The sequence below is a fragment of the Sediminibacterium sp. GW821-FHT12F12 genome, assembly GCF_058806635.1.
The window spans coordinates 388801-405213 of the sequence record NZ_JBXAPW010000002.1 but is presented as its reverse complement, the minus strand read 5'-3'; the positions used below and the strand labels follow the sequence as shown (position 1 = coordinate 405213).

Genomic DNA, 16413 nt, shown 5'->3' with positions numbered 1-16413 from the left:
TTCTCTGCATATAGCCGGTTAGTTTTGTGCTACTAAAATTACCATGACCATGTTCCGTATCATTACCCTGCTTTCTGTTTTCTTTCTTCCCTTTCTATCTCAGGCGCAACAAACACCCACCATTGTTAAAGGAACCGTTTTTGATACGGCATCTAAAAAAGGATTGGCTTATGCTACTGTATCGGTGGTAAATGCCAAAGATTCTACCCTGGTTACTTTTACCCGCGCTGATTCTACCGGAAAATTCCGTTTGTCGGGTATTGGTAAGGGTAAATACCTGCTGTCTGCCTCTTATGTGGGTTATGTACCCGTCTGGAAAAATCTCGATATCAGCAAAGAAGGCCAGGAAATGAACCTCGGCAATGTAGAAATGATGGATGTACAGAGTGCAGGTAATGTAACCGTTACCGCCCGCCGTGCACCGGTAACCATTAATAACGATACAGTAGAATTTAATACAGAGAATTTTAAAACACAACCCAACGCCGTTGCAGAAGAACTCCTGAAAAAATTACCGGGTGTTACCGTAGATAACGACGGCACCATCCGTGTAAATGGCCAGCGGGTAAACCGGGTATTGGTGAATGGAAAAGAATTTTTTACCGGCGATCCTAAAATGGCTACCCGTAATCTGGATGCTGATGCAATCGATAAAGTGCAGGTTTTTGATAAAAAAAGCGATCGGGCCGAGTTTACCGGGGTAGATGATGGACAAAGTGAAAAAGCCATCAACTTAAAACTGAAAAAAGACCGAAATAAATCTCTGTTCGGAAAAGTAAGCGCCGGTGCTGGCTCCAACGAACGGTACGATGGGCAGACCAATATCAATAAATTCAATGGCGACCAGCAGTTATCGTTGATTGGGATGGGTAATAATACCAACCGCCAGGGTTTCTCTATTACCGATGTATTGAATTTTACGGGAGAGTTATCCCGCGGTATGCGCAGTGGCGGCGGTATTACCATCAGAACCGGTGGGGGCGATGATGGTGCCGGACTGCCTGTAACCGGTATGGGACAAAACCAGCAGGGTGTAGCCACCACTTTTGCCGGTGGTGTAAACTATAATGATCTCTGGAATAAAAAAACGGATTTTAACGTGAGTGGTATGGGCAGTAATATTGATCTGCGTACCGACCGCAGCACCGTGCGGCAGAACCTGTTACCCGGAAATAATTTCAACTACGAATCTAATAGTACCGGCATCCGCAACAGCAAACAGCAAAGGGTAAATATGACCATCGACAGTAAGATCGATAGTTTTCATTCCATTAAATTCACGCCCCAGTTTACCACGCAGCAAACTGATACCCGCAGTGTAAGTAACTATATCTCTACCGACAATAAAAATGTGAAACTGAACGATGGTAGTACCGATAGTAAAACCCATTCGGATGCTTTCAACTTTGGTGGTAATGCTTTGTTCCGAAAACGTTTCCAGAAAAAGGGAAGAACTTTATCGAGTACGGTGAGTCTGGCGTATAACGACAGCAAACAAAGCGGTGATCTTTATACCCGCAACACTTTTTATGCCAATGGCATTGGTTTGAAAGACTCCATCACCAACCAGAAAAACAGGCGGGAATCAGTTGTACGAAGTGTAGGTGGTAACCTGGTGTATACAGAACCCATCGGTAAAAGATCCTTGCTCGAGATCAGTGCTTTTTACAACACCAGCATTGGCGACAGCAAACGAACTACGTATGATTATAGTGCCGGCAGTGGTAAATACGACCAGTTAAATGTATCGCAGAGTAATGATTTTAAAAGTGAGTACAGTTATGCAGGTGGTAGCCTGAGTTTCCGCGCTAACCAGAAAAAAACAAGTTATACGATTGGTACTTCTTTGCAGGGCGCATCACTGATCAGCACCAATAAAACCAATGGAAATGTGATCAGGCAGCAGTTTACAGATCTGTTACCTAACCTGAATCTGCAGTACCGTATTCATAGTTCCCGTACGCTTACGCTGAACTATTCTACGTCTACCTCGCAACCCAGTACAACCCAGTTGCAGCCGGTAACCGATGTAAGCGATCCGTTGAATACCTATACCGGTAATCCCAACCTGAAACGCAGTTATACGCAATCGGTAAACCTGAATTATTTTTCTACCAATATCTATACACAAAGAAACCTGTTTGCCTTTATCAATGTTTCTAAAATAGCCAATGCCATCGTTAACTCAGATCAGATCCAGAACAATGGTTCGCGGGTAACTATGCCGGTGAATGCGAATGGTAACTATACTGCATTTGCACAGGTAAACATGGGTTTTCCGCTGAAGAAAATAAAATCACGCATTGATATGGGGGTGGGTACCAATCTGATCCATAACGTTAGTTTTGTAAACGGGGCCGAGAATGGGATCGATAATATCGGCATCGGTCCTAACCTGAACTATAATTTTACGCTGGAGGGCAAAGTAGATATACAGGCAACCAGCCGCCTGAACTTCAGCAAAGCCAAATACTCGCTGCAGCCGCAGCTGAACAGCAATTACCTGCAACAGGTGTACGGACTGGACATGACCAATTACCTGCCCTGGGGTGTAGTGTTAAACAATAATATGAATTATACTATCAACTCCGGCCGGGCCGATGGCTTTAATACGAAAGTGGCTTTCTGGAATGCTTCTATTGCCAAAAGTTTTCTCAAGAACAAACGTGCAGAGATCAAACTCACTGCTTTTGATATCCTGAACCAGAACCAGGGTGTAAGCCGAAATGCCAACCAGAATTATATAGAAGATACCCGCTACAATGTATTACAACGTTACTTCCTGTTAAGTTTCACGTTCAGCCTCAACAAAGCCGGTAACAACGCACAGGGCCCCAGAATGGTGGTGCGGAGTTTTGGCGGCGGCGGCGGACAATAACCCTTTCTCTCGTTCTCATGTGCATAGATCCCATTCCGGAAGGAGTGGGATTTTTTTGTACTGAGTTAAGATATCTTTCTTAAGATACAATGCTCTTTTCCCCTCTTTCACTCTTGTCCTTCTCTTAGCGAACCCCTACGTATTGGGAATTCTCGTGGGCATGATATAACAATAATGATTCAGAAAGGAAAGAAGCAATAAGTGGGAGTGGCATTTTGATCTAATACAAACTCAGGCATTTTTCAAGAGCGCATCAACAGCAAGATCTTCATCAATTAAGGGCCAATGAATACCATACCCCGAAGGCGAAATTGTAAATAAACTTCTTTGCATTTCATTTACTACAGTCTATTATTTCTCTGCGAAAACTCCCTGATCTCTGCGGCTCTGCGGTGAATGTAAGCTCAATTCACCGCAGAGCCGCAGAGTTTGCAGAGTTCCCGCAGAGGGGTAATAATTTGTACTATTTAACCCAAGAGTGTATGTAATAAAAAAAGCCCATCCCACCGGACAGGCTTTTTAAACGCTAATAACTGATCTGCTTATCCTCCAATCCTGAATCCCCCGCCACCACTGCTCATCATTTCCGCCATCATTTTACTGAACTCGGGGCGGGTCATTACTTTTCCTTTTTTGGGTTCTTTCAGTTCTTTGGGGTCAACGGTTTTTTTCACTTCGGTGGCAGTAAAAACGGTGGTGCCGTTATCTACATCCAGTTGTAAAATTACACCGGGTAACTGGCCATAATTTTCGGGGCCTACGGGGCTGATAATATCATCTGCATACCAGGCCACCACTTCTACTTCTCTTGCCTGCTGGCGGGGTTGGTTAGTAGTATCGGGCGCACCGCCGCCCATTACGATCCGGCGCATAACCCCTGCTGTTTGTGTTACTTTACGGGTAGCTTTGTGGCAGGTATAACCCAGAATGGTTTTGGTTTCGGTACCGAGCTTCCAGGGCTGCTGGCGGATAGAATCGGTGATCAGGAAATATTTACCGGCCACTTCAGAAGCCTGTACAGACTTTGCTTCACTGAAGTTCTTATACAGGTCGCCACCGCCACCCGGTCCACCGGCGCGCATAATGATACGTGGTCCACTACCCCCTGCAAACGGATCGGGTGCCTCATCTTCGGGAACGGTTTTGTACATGGAGATACTGTCGCTGAAGAACAACATGAACTTCGCTGTTCTGAATTCCGGAATCATGGCTTTCATCTGCTCGTCCTGGATGGTTTTGTGCATATTCACTTTCTGCTCGTAAAAAATGGTTCCCTGTTTTACCTGCGCCTGCAGGGCAGAGAGGCTGAGTAAGCCTGTAACTACGAATGCTATTTTTTTCATGAAGGTTGTTTTAGACCTCAAATCTAACCCGGTGGTTCGTTAAGCATTCTTGCTCAAAAGTTAATTAAGGTTAATAAAAGCACCGCTCCCTGCAAAGCCGGATTATATTTGTAATGCAATGGTGCCGATAAGTAAATTCAGTATTTCCCGGATCTTACTGGTAGCTGCGATCCTGCTGATCGTGGCCTTCCAGTCTTATTGGCTTAGCCGACTGTACAAAGAAGAGTGGCAGGCTCTTAAAAAAGAAACCAATGGAATTTTCAGGGATGTGGTGTATAAAATGCAGGTAGACCGTTTTAAAGCAGATACCCTCATCTACAAACAAACCAGCGGCGAAAATCTGTTTGTGTACAATGCGGTGAATGCTTTGCGCAAGCAGAATGCTGATCTCAAAAAAACAGGCAACGGTATCAAAAAAGATTCTGCCGCTAAAATTACCCAGACTTTCTTTTTTGATAAGAATCCAGACAGCATGAGTCCGGGTAATATCAGGCGGATAGAATTACATAAAAACGATTTGCCACCCGAAATTGCGCAGATGCTGGCCAAACAGCAGATGGGACGGGTACAATTGCCACCTACGATGGATACGGGATTGATCAGGCGTATGTCCCAATCGGGCGTGAAAGTGGTGGTTAGTTTTAACAGCAAACTGACGGATAGTGGTTACCGAACCCCACATGAAAAAACAGAAGCCCCTCAACCACCGGCGGCACCTACGCGTGTACCGGGTATGATCATCAGAGCCAATCCGCTATCAGCCAGGGCCGCTACTACTCTTACGATCAAAAGCGACAATTTACCTTCAGAGAAATCATTTGTTCGCATGATTACTTCTGGTAAAGCGCTCGACGATACTTTGCCTATCCGCAAACTGGATTCGATCTATAAAAAAGAACTGGCCAAAGCGGGCATTCCGATTTCTTTTCAGATCATCAAAGGAAAAGAGGATTCACTGCACCGGAAAGATACCATGACCACTGCCAAACTGGCTACCAGCCCGGCCATTGTGGGTTTTATCCAACCCTACTGGTACCAGGCGGGATTCGAAAACCCAGCTACTTTTCTGTTGAAGAAAATTTCGCTGCAGATCCTGTTCTCTTTGTTCCTCGTGGCTTTTACTACGGTCACTTTCATTTTCCTGTACCGAAACCTGGTGATACAACGGAAGCTGACAGAGATGAAGAATGATTTCATCAGTAATATCACCCACGAGTTAAAAACGCCGCTGGCCACGGTAACCGTTGCGGTAGAGGCTTTGCGGAATTTTGGCGGCATACAGAATCCGGAACGTACCAAAGAATACCTCGATATTTCTGCGGCAGAATTGCAAAGGCTGAGTTTGCTGGTAGATAAAGTGCTCAAACTCTCCCTCTTCGAAAACAGGGAACTGGAACTGAAGAAGGAAGTGTTTGATCTGCAACAACTCACCGAAGAAGTGTTGAACACCATGAAACTGCAGTTCAGCACTCACCACGCCAGGATTGATCTGCAGGTAGAGGGCAGTTATTTTACCATTCTGGCCGACAGGCTTCATATTACCAGTGTGATCTTTAACCTGCTGGATAATGCACTCAAATACAGCAAGGATAACCCGGATATCAGGATCCGTCTGGTGCATCAGGTAGATAGCATTCTGTTGTCGGTGTCAGATAAGGGCATTGGTATTGCGCCCGATTACAAGGCTAAAATATTCGATAAATTTTTCCGCGTACCCAGTGGCGATCATCATAATATCAAAGGGTATGGGCTTGGTCTCAGTTATGTGGCGCATGTGATTAAACAACATGGTGGCAGCATTACTGTAGACAGCGAACCCGGCAAAGGCAGTACCTTCACCGTTAAACTTCCTGTTACATGAGCGTAAAAGTATTGTATGTAGAAGATGAACTCTTTCTGGGCAAGATCGTAAAAGAGACCCTCGAACTCAGGGGTTTTGAAGTGGTAATGGAAAGTGATGGTGCCGATGTGATGAAAGCATTCGAAGCAGCGCAGCCCGATATCTGTATCCTGGATGTGATGCTGCCCAACCGCAGTGGTTTTGAACTGGCAGAAGATATCCGCCAACTGAATGATGATGTGCCTATCATTTTTCTGACTGCCAAAACACAGACCGAAGATGTGGTGCAGGGTTTTAAGATCGGCGCCAATGATTATATCCGCAAACCCTTTAGTATTGAAGAATTGATTGCGCGGATTGAAAATGCCCTGCGGATCAGGAAAGAAGATGCGGTAACCATCAATGGCGATGCGATCAGTATTGGTAAATACCAGTTTCACCTGAATAAACAGGCACTGATTTTCGGGAAGGAAGAGCGCAAGCTCTCTTACCGCGAAAGTGAACTCCTCAAATATCTTTACCAGAAACGCGACCAGGTAATCGACCGTCGCGATCTGCTGAACCATATCTGGGGTAACGACTCTTTTTTCAACAGCCGCAACCTGGATGTGTACATCACCAAGATCCGCGGTTACCTCAAAGAAGATCCCTCACTCGAGATCATCACCATCAAGGGGGTTGGATACCGTTTTGTGCTATAGTCCATAAACTGCGCCTTTGCGCCTTAGCGAGAAAATTTGCCCGCAAAGCCGCAAAGGCGCAGGAAGAAGCTGGTTTTGGTCCTGACGGATGGCTAATATTCCTGACCCAGCTGTTCCATATTCACCCGCTTCCTGCTACCTTTGCCCTTCGAAAAGCCATCCATATGAATGAACAATTTGTAACCCGGATCCGGGAAGAACTGAAAGAGATCGAAGCGGCAGGACTGATGAAGAAAGAACGCATCATTACCAGTGAACAGGGACCCGAGATCACCGTGAACGGTAAAAAAGTCTTGAATTTCTGCGCCAATAATTACCTCGGCCTCTCATCTCACCCCAAAGTGATTGAAGCAGCCCATAAAGCCATTGATACCCATGGGTATGGAATGAGTAGTGTTCGCTTTATCTGCGGCACACAGGATATTCACAAAGAGCTGGAAAAGAAACTGGCCGATTTTCTCGGCACTGAAGACACTATTTTATACGCTGCCGCTTTTGATGCCAACGGTGGGGTGTTTGAACCATTGTTCGGAGAGCAGGATGCCATTATCAGCGATGCACTGAACCACGCTTCCATCATTGATGGTATCCGTTTGTGTAAAGCCCAGCGTTTTCGGTATGAACATAACAATATGGAAGACCTGGAAGCCAAACTGAAAGAATCGGCTTCCTGCCGCAGCCGTATCATTGTTACCGATGGTTCTTTCAGCATGGATGGAACCATTGCTCAATTAGATAAAATTTGTGACCTCGCAGATAAATACGATGCCATTGTGATGATCGACGAATGTCATTCATCCGGCTTTCTCGGTAAAACCGGCAGGGGCACACACGAATACCGGAACGTGATGGGACGGATCGATATCATCACCGGTACACTCGGTAAAGCATTGGGTGGCGCCAGCGGCGGTTTTACTTCTGGCCGTAAAGAAATTATTGAAATGCTGCGCCAGCGAAGCCGTCCGTACCTGTTCTCCAATACCGTTGCTCCCAGTATTGTAGGGGCATCTATTGCCGTACTTGATATGCTCACCGAAACTACTGAACTGCGCGACCGCCTCGAATACAACACAAAATATTTCCGTACCAAAATGACAGAAGCCGGCTTCGACATTAAACCCGGCGATCACCCCATTGTTCCCATCATGTTGTATGATGCGGTGGTAGCACAGAATTTTGCCGCCAAACTGTTGGATGAAGGTGTGTATGTGATCGGTTTCTTCTTCCCCGTGGTGGCCAAAGGCCTGGCCCGCATCCGCGTACAGTTAAGTGCCGCCCATAAACAGGAGCATCTGGATAAAGCGATAGCGGCGTTTACGAAAGTGGGGAAAGAATTAGGTGTGTTGAAATAAGTGATAAGTAAAAAATCAAAAGTCAAAATTAAAAATATAAGAAATGATAACGCAGATGATGAAACCGAAACGGATGCTTGGCTTTTTACTTTTTACTTTTTATTTTTTACTTCTCTCCTGCTCTCCGAATAATGTAAAAGTAGACAACAGTATTGCCAAACTGTTTGAAGAACAGAAAGTAACCGGCACATTTGGTCTGTATGATAATGGTACCGGGCAGTTTACCATTTATAATTTATCCCGTTTTAAAGATTCGGCTTATCTGCCTGCTTCTACTTTCAAAATTGTGAATTCACTGATAGGTATAGAGACCGGGAAGGTGGCTAATGAAAAAACAGTGTTCAAATGGGATGGGGTGGTACGCAGTTTTCCGGGGGGAGATACAGCTACAGCCTGGAACAAAGATCTTAGCATGGAAGAAGCGTTTAAAGTGTCTGCTGTTCCCTATTACCAGGAACTAGCCCGCCGCATAGGTAAAGACACTATGCAGCATTGGCTCGACAGTCTGAAATACGGTTCTAAAACCATTAAAACAAAAGTGGATACTTTCTGGCTCGATAATTCACTGAAGATCACGCCTGATGAAGAAATGGGGCTGGTAAAAAAACTCTATTTCAACCAATTGCCTTTTCAGAAACGCAGCCATGAAATTGTGAAAAAGATGATGATCCAGGAAGATAATGCCAACTACAAGCTCAGCTACAAATCAGGCTGGGGCTTCCGCGAAAACGGGAATGCCCTGGGTTGGATCGTTGGCTGGATAGAAGAGAACAGGCACCCTTACTTTTTTGTGCTGAATGTAGAAGGCGCACAGGATACAGATATGAAAACTGCCCGCCTCGCTATTCTGAAAGCCGCCCTGAAGCAATACGGTTTTCTGGAAGGGAAACGATAAACATGTGGATACCTACTATAGGACACTGACACAAATCAGAAAGCCACCCATCCTGTTGCTCTGGAAATAAGATTCCGATAGGTTAAAACGGCCCATTCTCCGGCTTTTAATACAACCTTTCTGCCCCATAACTGTTAGTTTTGCAGAACATTGACTCTATATGCAATTGTATTGTAATTCACTCACAGCGTACCAGCGCCTGCTTACCAGGGAGGTAAAAATCGGCGACCTGTTATTGGGTAACGGTCATCCCATCCGGTTACAGACCATGACCACCACCGATACGCTGAACACCCTCGCTACTGTTGAACAGAGTATCCGTTGTATTGAAGCAGGTGCTGAACTGGTTCGCATTACCGCCCCCAGCAAAAATGAAGCAGAGAACCTGCTTAATATCAAAAACGAGCTACGCAGGAGAGGTTATAGCACTCCACTGGTGGCCGATATACATTTCACACCCAATGCCGCTGAAATAGCTGCCCGCATTGTGGAGAAAGTGAGAGTGAACCCGGGTAACTATGTAGACAAGAAAAAATTTGAACAGATCGATTATACCGATGCGGAATACCTCGAAGAGATAGACCGTATCCGCGATCGCTTTACCCCACTGGTGAAGATCTGTAAAGAATACGGTACCGCTATGCGCATTGGTACCAACCATGGTTCGCTCAGCGACAGGATCATGAGTCGCTACGGCGATACACCCATGGGCATGGTAGAAAGTGCGATGGAGTTTTTGCGCATTGCACGCAGCGAAACCTATCACAATATTGTATTGAGCATGAAAGCCAGCAACCCACAGGTAATGGTGCAGGCTTACCGTTTGCTGATACAGCAGATGGATGCCGAGTTTGGCGAATGTTATCCCCTGCACCTCGGTGTTACCGAAGCAGGCGATGGCGAAGATGGCCGCGTGAAAAGCGCAGCCGGTATTGGTACCTTACTCGAAGATGGAATTGGCGATACGGTCAGAGTGAGTTTGACAGAAGACCCCGAATTTGAAATTCCCGTTTGCCGTGACCTGGTAAAGCGTTATACGAACAGGGCCTCATCAGCCAAAAACATTCCTGCTATTGAAAAGATCCCTTACAGTCCTTTTACCTACCAGCGCAGAGAAAGTTTTGCGGTGGCCAATATTGGTGCCAAACAGGTGCCAGTGGTGATTGCTGACCTGAGTAAGATTGAAAGCATTACACCACAACACCTGCAAAGTGTTGGGTATACCTATGATGCAGTGTCTGATAAATGGAATATCAGTGATGCAGCTACTGATTATATTTTCACCGGTCACCAGGTACTGGATTTTGCGCTGCCGGGTACATTACGTGTCATCACCTATCCTGCTACCTGGGTAAACGTAACGGATAAAGAAAAATATCTCCCGATTTTTGATGCATCTGGTTTTGTAGCTTCTGAGCAGAAAAGCAGTCAGTTGAATTTTGTAATGGTGGATTGTTTCAGCGATGAGACGCCCATCAACGATTATACTTATTTGGATGAACTGGCGAATGATAAAACGGTAGTGCTTTGCGTAAGCAGCACCAACCCCCACGCTATGCCCGCGGTTCGCCGTATGTTTATGGAGCTGATGAACCGGAAGATCCAGAATCCGGTGATCCTGATCACCGATAGCAGCTGGCAAACAACGGATGAACACCTGATTCATTATTCCACAGAGTGCGGTGCTCTTTTTCTGGATGGTTTTGGTGATGGTATCTGTCTCGGTATGACGAAGGAAAGTTACCGGCAACTCTCGCAAGGCAAACAGGATACCAGCGGAAGAAACTATGGAAGCAATACCTCCGTAGAGCAATTTGTGAATGCCACTGCCTTTACGATTCTGCAGGCAACCCGTACGAGAATTTCCAAAACAGAATATATCAGTTGCCCGAGTTGCGGAAGAACTTTGTTTGACCTGCAGGAAACCACCGCTAAGATCCGTAAGGTAACACATCATCTAAAAGGGGTTAAGATAGCCATTATGGGTTGTATTGTAAATGGTCCGGGCGAAATGGCCGATGCTGATTTTGGTTATGTGGGCAGTGGTCCGGGTAAAATCACTTTGTACAAAGGCAAAGAGATCATGAAAAGAAATATTGAAAGTGAGATTGCTGTAGATGAGCTGATCAATTTATTGAAAGAAAGTGATGCCTGGGTGGAGCCCGCTTAATTCATTCTTCTACACATAAACGCCCCCCGGGGATCGTCATATGCAAACAGATTTTTTAGTTATCGGTTCAGGAATAGCAGGCTTGACCTACGCTTTAAAAACAGCGAAGGAATTTCCCGAGAGGAAAGTGACCATCATTACCAAAACCCAGGCCGATGAAACCAATACCAAATATGCCCAGGGTGGTGTAGCCGGTGTATGGGATGAAGAAAGAGACAGTTACCACAAACATATTGAAGATACACTCATAGCCGGAGACGGCTTGTGTAATGAGAAAGTAGTAGAGATAGTGGTAAAAGAAGGTCCGGAAAGGATCAAGGAGATTATTGAATACGGGGCCGAATTTGATAAAGATGAACAGGGCGAATATAGTTTGGGCAAAGAAGGCGGACATAGCGAGAACCGCATCCTGCACCACAAAGATGTTACTGGTAAAGAAATGGAGCGTGCCCTGCTGGATGAAATGGAGACCCTGCCCAACATAGAACTTATTAACCATTGTTTTGTTCTCGATATTATTACGCAGCACCATCTCGGGTATCTCGTTACCAAATCAACGCTGGATATTACCTGTTATGGTGTGTATGTGCTGAACCTGCATACACAACAGATCGAAAAGATCCTGGCACGCATTACAGTTTTGGCCACTGGCGGCTGCGGACAGGCTTACCGCACTACCACTAACCCGCGTATTGCTACGGGCGATGGTATAGCTATGGTATACCGGGCCAAGGGTAAGATTGAAAATATGGAGTTTATCCAGTTTCACCCAACGGCATTGTTCGAACCCGGAGTATCCCCTTCTTTTCTGGTAACCGAAGCCGTAAGGGGCGATGGCGGTATCCTGCGTAACAAAAACGGCGAAGCTTTTATGGAACGTTATGATGCGCGCAGAGATCTGGCCCCACGCGATATTGTGGCCCGCGCCATAGACAATGAAATGAAACGCACCGGTACGGAACATGTGTACCTCGATTGCCGGCACATGGACAAAGAAAAATTCATCCATCATTTCCCTAATATTTATGAAAAATGTCTGAGCATCGGGATCGATGTGATGAAACACATGATACCGGTAGCACCTGCGGCACATTATAGTTGTGGCGGTATTAAAACGGATGAATGGGGCAGAACTTCCATCAAACATTTATATGCCTGCGGCGAATGTGCCAGTACCGGTTTACATGGCGCCAACCGTTTGGCCAGTAACAGTTTACTGGAAGCGATGGTATTTGGGCACCGCTGTTTTCTCGATAGCAAAAAAGAAGTGGACACGATTGCTCTCGAAGAAAAAATCCCCGACTGGAACGCAGCCGGCACAACCGAGCCCAGCGAAATGATCCTCATTACCCAAAGCCAGAAAGAACTGCAGCAGGTGATGAGCGATTATGTGGGTATTGTAAGAACCGATATGCGACTGGAAAGAGCGATGAAACGATTAGACCTGCTGTTTACAGAAACAGAAGCTTTGTACCGCTCTACCAAAGTGTCTCCGCAGTTATGCGAAGTAAGGAACCTCATTACAGTGGGCTACCTGATCGTAAAAGGTGCTGAGTTCCGAAAAGAAAGTCGCGGCCTGCACTATAATACAGACCACTTGCAGAAAAGCGATCTGTTGCAGAATATCATATTATAAGAGTGGTAAGAGGGGGTATAGACAATTCTGTATCTTTATTCTGTTACGCAAAGCCTGGCGCATGTATTATCTCCTGTATGGTTTTTTCTTTCTGTTGTCATTGATACCCTGGTGGTTAATGTATCTCATCAGCGATGGCTTATACCTGCTGGTATACTATGTCATCGGCTACCGCAAACCTGTAGTGATGAAAAACCTCAGCATCGCTTTCCCGGAAAAAACAGAAGCGGAGCGGGTCAGGATTGCGAAAGAGTTTTACCGGAATTTTATTGATACGTTTATTGAAACGATTAAACTGGTGTCTATGTCGTCAGCAGAATTCGACAAGCGACTGGTGGTTAATGCAGACGTGTTAAACGATTTATATGCTACCGGACAAAGTGTGCAGATCCATTCGGGCCATTTTTTTAACTGGGAGTTTATGAATCTCGGTGTGGCTAAAAACAGCCGGTATCCCTTGTTGGGTATTTTCACTGCATTGAGTAATAAAACCTTCAACCGGTTAATTACAAAGATCCGTGGCAGATATGGCACTATCCTGATCTCTACGGCAGAGTTCAGAACCCGGTTTCACCAGTATACCGAAAAACCCTATGCACTCGGACTGGTAGCCGATCAGAATCCGGTTGATCCTACCAATGCTTATTGGGTAAAATTTTTTGGTAGGATGACGCCGTTTGTAAAAGGCCCTGAAAAAGGAGCCATCAGTCAAAATACCGCGGTAATTATGGCCGATCTTTATAAAGTGAAGAGAGGGTATTACAGAGTGGATCTGACCCTGCTTACCACTACACCAAAAGAGACTCCCAAAGGTTTTATCACCAAAGCACTCGTAAACTTTATTGAAGAGAGCGTTAAAAAAAGGCCCCATAATTACTTATGGAGCCATAGAAGATGGAAGTTTGAATATGATGCTGAAAAATTCAGTAAATATGTAATTGAAGGAAATGATTAGTTCAGTACTTCTGCCTCTTTGGTTACTTCGATCTTGTCTGTCAATTCTTTGATCTTACCCCAGCCCCCCAGTACATTCCGGATGTTGTGAATGCCCTGTCTTTTCAATAAGGAGGCAGCAATCACGCTGCGGTAACCGCCTGCACAATGCACATAGATATTGTGTGTGTCTTCGAGGTCTGCCATTGTTCCGGGATCCATAAGGTCTACCAAGGGCATATTCAGTGCCTGTTTCACATGACCATCGCCATACTCCGCGGGTTTGCGAACATCTACGATCACCAGGTTGGGATCAAAAGGAATATCCATCGCCAGTTCATCTGCTTCCACATCGATCACCATATCCACTTTTTCACCGGCAGCCTGCCAGGCCGGGAAACCGCCATCGAGGTATCCTTCCATTTTATCAAAACCCACACGCGCTAATCGTACAATGGTTTCTTTTTCTTTGCCGGCTTCTGTAACCAGTAGTAATGTTTTATCAAAAGGCAGGAGGCTGCCTGCCCATTCTGCAAAACGGCCATCCAGCCCGATACTGATAGAGCCGGGTACAAATCCTTCTGTAAAAACAGAAGAGACCCTGGTATCAAGAATGATTACCTGGTCGTCTGCGGCTTTTGCTTTAAAGGCAGCCACAGATAAAGGCTGCATACCTTTTTGTAAAACTGCATCCAGGCTCTCATATCCCTCTTTATTGATCATGGCATTGATAGGAAAATACTGCGGCGGGGCAGTGAGTCCTTCGGTTACCACTTTGATGAATGCTTCTTTGCTCTGCGGTTGTAAAGCATAGTTGGTCTGCTTCTGCTCACCAATGGTGCTATAGGTTTCTGCACCGAGGTTTTTACCGCAACTGCTGCCTGCTCCATGTGCAGGATATACGATTACCTCATCTGCCAGTGGCATGATCTTGTGTTTCAGACTTTCGTACATCATACCAGCCAGATCATCCATGGTAATTTCGTTGGCTTTCTGCGCCAGGTCTGGGCGGCCTACATCACCAACAAACAAAGTATCACCGGTAAAAATGGAATGATCTTTCCCGTTCTCATCTTTCAGCAAAAAGCAGCTGCTCTCCAATGTATGACCGGGTGTGTGTAACACTTCAATAGAAACTTTTCCGATCTGAAAAGACTCACCATCTTTGGCAATATGTACCGGGAGTTTGGTTTCTGTATCCGGACCGTATACAATGGTAGCGCCGGTAGCGGCAGCAAGGTCTAAGTGGCCACTTACAAAGTCTGCATGAAAATGCGTTTCAAAAATATATTTGATGGTGGCTTTACGCTCATTGGCAAGGTCAAGGTACTCTTCAATATCGCGCAAAGGATCTACAATGGCCGCTACTCCCTCACTTTCAATATAATAAGCCGCTTCGCTGATGCAGCCGGTGTATAATTGCTTTACAAACATAGTATCAGGTTTACGCAAAGTTATCGCAAGCTTTGGGCCAAACGGGCAGAACAATCAAAAAATGGTGGAAATGACAGTTGATCTGTCAACCTACCAGTGTTTCAACAAACTGTACCACTTCAGCTAAGCGGGTATAATTCACTGAGTAGTAAATAAATTTACCATCACGGGAAGTACTCACAATACCTGCGCGACGCAGGATAGCAAGGTGTTGGGAAGCAACAGATTGTTCTAACCGGAGTTTAACATAGATCTCGGTAACCGTCATTTTCTGGTGCTCGTCCAGTAATTTGATGATTTGTTGTCTCAGTTTATGGTTGATTGATCTGAGAATCAGTGATGCTTTCTTGGTGTGAAGAAAGTCAACCTTAATCTGGTTTTTGCCGTTGATCAAAACAACGGCTTGCAAGGTCTGGCTCATGGCAATGAAAGTTATAATTGGGGGGTTAATAAAACTTAATCGCATTATAAAGTTAAACAATTTGTTTTGGGATTCATAGTATAAATTTCATCTATACTTTTAGCCCTTTGTTTACACTTTTTTCACCGGGTTAAAGAATTCCTTTACGTAGAGGGGTTCACTGTAGGCAAGATTTGCAAATCTTCCAATCCGAAAGTATTTCAGTGCCAAAACCGCCAGGTTGGCGGCTGTATGCAGACTGTGTGAAAACGACGCATTGGGGCTATTAAGCAGGGTTTTTAGCTTGGTATGCCCGGATCCGCCAAAAAATACAGGCCTTTTACCCAGCATTTCATCAATACAGCCTGTTTCCAGAATCAGGGCCTGTGGAGGCTGGATCTCTGTCAGTGATAGATCGTACCAGGCGGTAAAAACTTCCATTCTCCGGGCATCGATCATAGGACAGAGCCAGGTATCAGGGGCAGGTAAGCCCCCGGCCTCCAGTTCTGTGAGCATGGCCCGGGCCATTACTTCCAGTGTATTTACCAGTATCAGTGGTTTTTGCAGGGCATAACAGATGCCTTTGGCAGTGGCCAAACCTACCCGCAGGCCGGTGTAACTGCCGGGGCCGGCCGTTACGGATACTGCATCCAGTTCAGTCAGGCTGCAGCCGTTGGTTTGCATCAGTTCCTGTATGGCGGGTTGCACAAAACCTGCATGGTTTTTCTGCTCGCTGCTGCTGATCAATCCGAGAATGCTTGCATCCCGGCTCAGGCAAACACTGGCCTGTTCAGTAGCGGTATCGATATGTAGCAGTAGTGCCATGGTAGA

Annotated in this window: 13 protein-coding genes; 8 read left to right on the top strand and 5 right to left on the bottom strand. The window is 45.6% G+C overall.

From position 1 onward, the window contains the following. Positions 1 to 49 precede the first annotated feature (49 nt). A complete protein-coding gene (locus AC1RNB_RS04195) occupies positions 50 to 2878 on the top strand; it encodes an outer membrane beta-barrel protein (protein ID WP_493080971.1) in 2829 nt (942 codons plus the stop codon). Between the two features lie 231 nt (positions 2879 to 3109). Here AC1RNB_RS04195 and AC1RNB_RS04190 read toward each other — a convergent pair whose 3' ends face one another. Next, on the bottom strand, positions 3110 to 3211 hold the full coding sequence (locus tag AC1RNB_RS04190; RefSeq protein WP_493080969.1) for a DUF2442 domain-containing protein: 102 nt from the start codon (positions 3209 to 3211) through the stop codon (positions 3110 to 3112). A gap of 209 nt (positions 3212 to 3420) precedes the next feature. Next, positions 3421 to 4221, bottom strand: a complete 801-nt coding sequence (locus AC1RNB_RS04185) for a GLPGLI family protein (RefSeq protein WP_493080967.1) — start codon at positions 4219 to 4221, stop codon at positions 3421 to 3423. A 118-nt stretch (positions 4222 to 4339) separates the two neighbouring features. On the opposite strand from AC1RNB_RS04185, the gene AC1RNB_RS04180 reads away from it, so the two are divergent. The 7 genes from AC1RNB_RS04180 (at position 4340) to AC1RNB_RS04150 (ending at position 13770) form a co-directional block, all read left to right on the top strand. Further along, on the top strand, positions 4340 to 6082 hold the full coding sequence (locus AC1RNB_RS04180; protein ID WP_493080965.1) for a sensor histidine kinase: 1743 nt from the start codon (positions 4340 to 4342) through the stop codon (positions 6080 to 6082). Beyond that, entirely contained in the window at positions 6079 to 6762 is a 684-nt protein-coding gene (locus AC1RNB_RS04175) for a response regulator transcription factor (protein WP_493080964.1), read from the top strand. The genes AC1RNB_RS04180 and AC1RNB_RS04175 overlap by 4 nt, the downstream gene beginning before the upstream one ends. A 164-nt stretch (positions 6763 to 6926) precedes the next feature. After that, positions 6927 to 8114, top strand: a complete 1188-nt coding sequence (kbl, locus tag AC1RNB_RS04170) for a glycine C-acetyltransferase (protein WP_493080962.1) — start codon at positions 6927 to 6929, stop codon at positions 8112 to 8114. Between the two features lie 55 nt (positions 8115 to 8169). Next, positions 8170 to 9009: a class D beta-lactamase gene (blaOXA, locus tag AC1RNB_RS04165; RefSeq protein ID WP_493080960.1), complete on the top strand. Its 840-nt coding sequence runs from the start codon at positions 8170 to 8172 to the stop codon at positions 9007 to 9009. A 160-nt stretch (positions 9010 to 9169) separates the two neighbouring features. Continuing rightward, positions 9170 to 11179 (top strand): (E)-4-hydroxy-3-methylbut-2-enyl-diphosphate synthase, encoded by a 2010-nt coding sequence (ispG, locus tag AC1RNB_RS04160; RefSeq protein WP_493080959.1) that lies wholly within the window; start codon positions 9170 to 9172, stop codon positions 11177 to 11179. Positions 11180 to 11219: 40 nt separating this feature from the next. Continuing rightward, the gene (nadB, locus tag AC1RNB_RS04155) at positions 11220 to 12815 is read left to right on the top strand and encodes an L-aspartate oxidase (protein WP_493080957.1); all 1596 of its coding nucleotides are present in this window, start codon (positions 11220 to 11222) and stop codon (positions 12813 to 12815) included. Positions 12816 to 12876: 61 nt separating this feature from the next. Continuing rightward, the gene (locus AC1RNB_RS04150) at positions 12877 to 13770 is read left to right on the top strand and encodes a lysophospholipid acyltransferase family protein (protein ID WP_493080955.1); all 894 of its coding nucleotides are present in this window, start codon (positions 12877 to 12879) and stop codon (positions 13768 to 13770) included. Here the strand turns inward: AC1RNB_RS04150 and AC1RNB_RS04145 are convergent. The 3 genes from AC1RNB_RS04145 to tsaB all read right to left on the bottom strand — a co-directional run bounded on the left by AC1RNB_RS04145 (position 13767) and on the right by tsaB (position 16407). Then, a complete protein-coding gene (locus tag AC1RNB_RS04145) occupies positions 13767 to 15182 on the bottom strand; it encodes an MBL fold metallo-hydrolase (RefSeq protein WP_493080954.1) in 1416 nt (471 codons plus the stop codon). The genes AC1RNB_RS04150 and AC1RNB_RS04145 overlap by 4 nt on opposite strands. A gap of 85 nt (positions 15183 to 15267) precedes the next feature. Next, positions 15268 to 15603, bottom strand: a complete 336-nt coding sequence (locus AC1RNB_RS04140) for an ArsR/SmtB family transcription factor (protein ID WP_490833731.1) — start codon at positions 15601 to 15603, stop codon at positions 15268 to 15270. A 111-nt stretch (positions 15604 to 15714) separates the two neighbouring features. After that, the gene (gene tsaB, locus AC1RNB_RS04135) at positions 15715 to 16407 is read right to left on the bottom strand and encodes a tRNA (adenosine(37)-N6)-threonylcarbamoyltransferase complex dimerization subunit type 1 TsaB (protein ID WP_493080953.1); all 693 of its coding nucleotides are present in this window, start codon (positions 16405 to 16407) and stop codon (positions 15715 to 15717) included. Positions 16408 to 16413: the final 6 nt, after the last annotated feature.

Bases quoted from the DNA above. Each gene is read 5' to 3' on its own strand.
- ispG (WP_493080959.1), top strand. From the start codon at position 9,170: ATGCAATTGTATTGTAATTCACTCACAGCGTACCAGCGCCTGCTTACC.
- blaOXA (WP_493080960.1), top strand. From the start codon at position 8,170: ATGATGAAACCGAAACGGATGCTTGGCTTTTTACTTTTTACTTTTTAT.
- AC1RNB_RS04145 (WP_493080954.1), bottom strand. From the start codon at position 15,182: ATGTTTGTAAAGCAATTATACACCGGCTGCATCAGCGAAGCGGCTTAT.
- kbl (WP_493080962.1), top strand. From the start codon at position 6,927: ATGAATGAACAATTTGTAACCCGGATCCGGGAAGAACTGAAAGAGATC.
- nadB (WP_493080957.1), top strand. From the start codon at position 11,220: ATGCAAACAGATTTTTTAGTTATCGGTTCAGGAATAGCAGGCTTGACC.
- AC1RNB_RS04140 (WP_490833731.1), bottom strand. From the start codon at position 15,603: ATGAGCCAGACCTTGCAAGCCGTTGTTTTGATCAACGGCAAAAACCAG.
- AC1RNB_RS04190 (WP_493080969.1), bottom strand. From the start codon at position 3,211: ATGCAAAGAAGTTTATTTACAATTTCGCCTTCGGGGTATGGTATTCAT.
- AC1RNB_RS04185 (WP_493080967.1), bottom strand. From the start codon at position 4,221: ATGAAAAAAATAGCATTCGTAGTTACAGGCTTACTCAGCCTCTCTGCC.
- AC1RNB_RS04195 (WP_493080971.1), top strand. From the start codon at position 50: ATGTTCCGTATCATTACCCTGCTTTCTGTTTTCTTTCTTCCCTTTCTA.
- tsaB (WP_493080953.1), bottom strand. From the start codon at position 16,407: ATGGCACTACTGCTACATATCGATACCGCTACTGAACAGGCCAGTGTT.
- AC1RNB_RS04175 (WP_493080964.1), top strand. From the start codon at position 6,079: ATGAGCGTAAAAGTATTGTATGTAGAAGATGAACTCTTTCTGGGCAAG.
- AC1RNB_RS04150 (WP_493080955.1), top strand. From the start codon at position 12,877: ATGTATTATCTCCTGTATGGTTTTTTCTTTCTGTTGTCATTGATACCC.
- AC1RNB_RS04180 (WP_493080965.1), top strand. From the start codon at position 4,340: ATGGTGCCGATAAGTAAATTCAGTATTTCCCGGATCTTACTGGTAGCT.